Genomic DNA, 5,228 nt, shown 5'->3' with positions numbered 1-5,228 from the left:
GCATGCAACCTGGATGGAACCCGCGCCACGCATGCTGCGGTTTTTGCGGACATGGACCGGGCGGCATCCGGCCTGCGCACGGACGGGCAGAAGAGCGACTGGTCCGAGGTGCAGCGCGGGCTGAAAGACATCTTCGACCGTAAGCGCGCCGGTACCGAGAAGGCATTCGAAGATTTCTTCCGTGCCAACGACGGTCGTTTCATGGGTGGTCTCAGCACGGATACGGAGCGCGCCCTCCTCGAGCCCGACAAGTGGCTGGTGACGACCAACGGTGTAATAGCCGTAGGGCTGGACACCAAACTGCGTGAATGGCGGCAGAACGTGACGGTGTTGCAGGGTGGCCCGAGGGAAGCTTTCGATTCAATCCAGGACGCCTTTCTCGGACTTCCCCTTGACGTGCGCGACAAGGTGAAGGGCAGCGTCAACGACTATGTGACAAAGCAGATGAACACGCTGAACACCGAAGCCGAGAAGACGCTGGCATTGCTGGACAAATGCGAGCTGATGGTGAATGCGCGCAAGATCAGCGACGACCTGGACCGTGCCAGGCTTTCTCAGGCGCTCAGGGCGACTATCAGGTAGGCGTCGGCGAGCGACGCGGCAAGGCAGGCCGCGAAAGCCCCGTCTAGCGAGACAAGGTTGGTGAGGCCCGCTATGGGGGAGGGCATTTCGGTGAACTGACCGACGGCACTGGACTCGCCGCCCCGCGATGCCCTCCGTTCAGACCTCGAACGCCTCCGCATACGTCAGCCTCTCCTCCACCACCAGCTTGCGCCAGGTCGCGTTGCGCGGGTCGGGGACGGTCTTGTCGGTGTAGAAGCGCTCGAACTCGCGCAGCAGCACGCGGTAGCGCCAGCCGCTGGCCAGGGTCGGCAGGGACCCTGTGTGGGACCAGATGGGAGGATCGAAGAGCGGGCCGATCGGGCCGATGGGACCAATCGGTCCGATTGGTCCAACAGGGCCGACGACGACGTCTCTCACCAGGCCGGGGACGGGCTTGAGCTGCTCCAGGCGGTCGAAGCGCAGCGTCTCGCCGCCGCGGGTAGTACGCACGACGGTTTCGGCGGCGAGCTTGGGGGCCGGGGCCTCCAGGGCCTTCATGGCCAGGGAGCGCGACGCGGCGTCGCCGCCGACGAGCTGGCCGCCCAGCACCTGCACATCCTGCCAGCCGATGTCGCCATCGAAGTCGAGGGACTGGCGCTGCAGCACGGCCTCCATGCGGTTGCGCCCGTCTTCGAGGTGGGTGCCGGTGAAGTCGGAGATCACCGAGGCGTTGGCGAGCGGGGACTCGGCCTGGCCGCCGGCATTGAGCCGGCGCATCGGCCCGCGCTTGGCGGCCGAACCGTAGACGTCGAGCTGCACAGTGTTGCGCTCGCGCTTGACGATCGCGACGCGGCGCGGCAGCACCTGGGCGAAGTCGCACAGCACCGTGCGTGAGACCTTGGCCTCGGCCAGCGCATGGGGCTGGAAGCGCACCAGCGACAGCCGCACGAAGGGCATGTAGCTGAAGCCGGTGTTGAGCTCGATGTCGCAGTACCAGAGCTTGCGCTGCTTGTCGAAGTAGACGCGGTGGCCCGCGACGGTGGCGGGCTGGCCGTCTTCCAACAGCAGCACCTGCTCGGTGCGCACGGCGGCGCCGAAGGCATCGGCGTTGGCCACGTCACCGGCGTTTGCCGAATCCCACAGCGGGTCGCGGCCCCACTGGGTCAGATAGGGGATGCGATCGGCGGGCAGGTCGGCGAACTTGCCGTCGTTGGGCTGCAGCACCACGCCCAGCAGCTCGCCGTTGCCGGACGAGAACCAGGGCCGCTCAAGATACACGCGCAGGCCGTTGCCCAGCCGCGTGCTGCGGTCGCGCACGCTGCGGTCCCAGCGGAAGGTGGGCACGACGTAGAGCACCTGGGGGATGTCGGGTGGGCTGGTCGAGCGGATGACGGTGCCGACCGTGCCGCCCGTGCCCACGTCGGCGATGGGCGCGCCGGCGTCCTTGGTTTCGCCGAGCAGGGTGTGGGCCTGGATCTGCACGCGGTCGGTCTCGACGATGGGGCCGTCGCGCGTGATGCGCTCGGTTTTGGCGAACAGGGACGGCGGGAGGTATTCGCGGAAGCGCGTGGTGGCGCGCAGGTGGTAGCGCACGAAGCGGAACTTGGTGTCGCCGAACTCGTGGCGGTTGCCCGGCACGGCGGGATGCTTGGCCAGGTCGGACGGCAGCAGCTGGCCGCCCACCGGCGTGAAGGCCGTCTGCTCGGCCACGGCCTGCTCCAGCGTGAAGCGGTTGCCGTGCATCTCCGCGAGGCGGATCTCGCTCAGCACGGCCTCGTGAGGCACGCGCTTGGGGCCGGGGTCGGCCGGGTCGTCGGCCAGGGGGTCGTCGACCCACTCGTCCCACTCGCCGACGATCTCGAACTTGCCGGTGCTCGGGCCATGCAGGCGCACGGTGCGGGCCAGCAGGTCGGCGTGCTGCCAGCCGGCCTGGCGGTCCACGCTGGCTTTCTCGACGCGCGGCTCGCACACCGGTTGCTGCGTGGCGTGCACGAAGACGAGGTCGCGCCAGGGCGTGAGCATCCAGTTGACGCCGGCCAGGGCCTGGGCCTGCAGCCGCTGCACGCCCGCCGCGCTGGGCTGCCAGTAGGGCAGCGCGAGGTGGCGCACCAGCTCATCGTGCACGAAGCTCGCGTAGCGAAGTCGGGCCACATGGCCCTTGGGCAGGAAGACGCGCAGGATGCCCTTGTTGAAGTCCCACTTGGGCGCGTCGGGCACGGTGAAGTCGTCGCCGCAGGGCGGGGTGGCCACCTCGCCGGGTTGCTCGTGCAGCTGCAGGCGCAGGCTGCGGGTGTCCTCCGGCCAGGTCTTGCCCAGGGCGCCGTTGGAAGGGTCGCGATCGAAGTCGAGCAGCAGGATGAGGCGGTCCTTGTGGTCGTCCAGGAACACCGCGCGGGCGCCCTTGTCGAGCACATAGCCGTGCAGGCCTGGCGCCAGCAGCACCAGCGGCTTGCCCTGGATCCAGGCGTTCAACCCGGGCACGCCTTCGATGGCGACGCCGCCGCTGGCCGGGTCGGGCAGGTAGGGCACGGGCACGATGGCCTCGCGGTGCACCAGGTACTGGCCCGCCGCGAAGCGGTCCTTGGTGTCGTCGGCCTGCTCGGGCGGCGCTATTGCGCCGCCCTGCACGGTGGCCGCCAGGGCGGCCTTGGCGGGCGTCACGAGCTCGATGGTGGCACCCGGCACGGGGTGCAGCAGGCTGCCGTTCTCGCGCGCCGCGACCGCGTAGCCGGCCTTGATGCGCGCCGGCGTGGCGCCGCCGATAGAGGCGTCGAACATGCCATGCAGCTCGCACTGCTGCTGCGAGCTCTTGGGCGGCACGATGTGGCGGTCGCTGCTGTTGCCGTACTCGAAGTCGGGGTTGTCGTAGAAGCCGGACAGCTCCCCCTGGATCTGCGCCACATAGCCCGCGGCGTCCTTGTCGTAGTTGGTGCGCAGCACCTGCCGCTCCAGCGACTCGCCTTCGCTGACCTTGGCCGTCAGCACCAGGGCCGGGGGGTCCACCGGCTCGAAGCGGCCGTAGGCCAGCGGCTCGCTGGCCTGCTCGTCGGCGCCCGGCTCGTCCAGCGCCAGGCTGTTGCCGGCCAGGTCGACGAGCCGTGCCCGCATGCGATAGCGGCGGCCGAAGCGCAGCCGTGGCAGGCTGCCCTTCACGGCCGCCATCGACACGGCCATGCCGTTGCCGCGCGTGGCGGTGTCGGTGGGCGTGTCCACGACCTCCTCGGTCTGCAGGTGCGTGCCGGGTGTCGTCACGCTGCGCAGCGTGCGCCCCGGGCGCGGCGCGGCCAGGCTCCAGCCGGTCCAGCGGAATAGCGTCTCGTGCAGGTACTGGTCGTCCGGCGCCCCGGGCGAGGCGGTGGCGGATGCACCCTTCACATGGCCTTCGTCGGCCGGCAGGTCCACTGCCTGCTCGGGCAGCGCGCCACGGGCCAGCGCGCGAAAAGCGCCTTGGCGCTGCACGAGGCTGCGCCACCTGGGGTCGGCGGCGTCCCAGGCATCGATGCGGTAGCCGCGCAGCACGTCCTCGGCGAACAACGTCACCGCGGCGGCGGCCGCGCCGCCGGCCTTGATGGCGGCGTTGTTCAGCGCCGCGGTGGCGGCATTGATGCCCACACTGCCCGCGCGGCCGTGGCGCGACACGCCGATGCCACCGGAGCGCAGGTTGGCCACCGGCTGGCGGTCGCCGGTGGTGTAGGTGACGGCGCCGTGGGCGCCCATCTCCAGGTGCTTGGCGACGAGGTTCTGCGCCGTCAGCAGGAAGTTGACGGTCTTCAGCGACGCGCCGTCGGGGTCGACCTGGTAGATGTCGAAGGGGCTGCGCGCCTGCAGGTAGTTGTCGTTGGCGCCGACGAGGCGCAGCAGGCCGTCGGCATGATCAGCCGTGCGCTCGCGCACGACGAAGCGCTTGCGCGTGGCCGTGAAGGCCGTCCACGGCCGCTGGCTGTCGCCGATGACGCCGTTGACGATGCGTAGCTGCATGAAGCCCGCGGCGGCCGACGCACCGGCCGCGGTGACGAGGGCGTCGAGCAGGTCGTTCTTCTCCAGCACGAAGTCGATCACCAGGCCGAGGCGGCGCATCAGGTGGGGGTGGTCGCCGTAGCTGGCGATGCGCTGGTGGAAGTCGAAGTCGGGCTCAACAGGCGAGGCCTCCACGCCGGTGAAGCCGGGGCGGCGCATGGCCTTCTGCGCGGCGGTCGGCACGCGGCGGTTGTAGAAGCGGTCGCTCTGCCACAGCGCGTACTCGCCCGGGCCGCTGAACTGCTCCATCAGCACGGCGCGCTTCTCGCGGTCGGCCGGGTCGGTGGCGATGCTGCCGTTGCGGATGAGGGCCGGGTCTTCCCACTGCGGCGGCAGCGCGCGCAGACGGAAGGTGGTGGTGCCGCCCTTCTGTCCCGGCATGCGGGCCGGCGCGGGGATGCAGCTGTTGGCGTTGAAGACGCTGCCGTCGATGGCGCGGTCATGGGCCCGTGAATTGCCGCGCAGCGCATGGAAGCGCCCGAAGCCGGGGAAGGGGACCTCGATGGTGCGATTGCCGAAGTCTTGCTTCAGCGTGCGCGTGCCGAGGTCGGTGAGCAGGCCCTTCAGCGCCGGATCGGCCGCGCGCCAGGGCAGCAGCACGGGGTGGTCGCCATCGCCCGCCGTCTGTGCGAGCTGGGTGTAGTGCTGGCGCAGCAGGCCCAGCACGC

At 70.2% G+C, this 5,228-nt stretch carries 2 protein-coding genes; one reads left to right on the top strand and one right to left on the bottom strand.

Going from position 1 to position 5,228, the window contains the following annotated elements:
• On the top strand, window positions 1-582 hold a 582-nt coding region (locus tag AC1DU6_RS19380), incomplete at its 5' end, for a hypothetical protein (RefSeq protein WP_477858975.1).
• A 138-nt stretch (window positions 583-720) separates the two neighbouring features.
• Here the strand turns inward: AC1DU6_RS19380 and AC1DU6_RS19375 are convergent.
• Window positions 721-5,228, bottom strand: a 4,508-nt coding sequence (locus AC1DU6_RS19375; RefSeq protein WP_477858973.1) for a hypothetical protein, incomplete at its 5' end; no start/stop codon positions are given.

The sequence above is a fragment of the Roseateles sp. P5_B10 genome (assembly GCF_056400485.1).
Note: the sequence above shows the minus strand (reverse complement) of the source record. Positions and strands in the feature narration are given on the sequence as shown.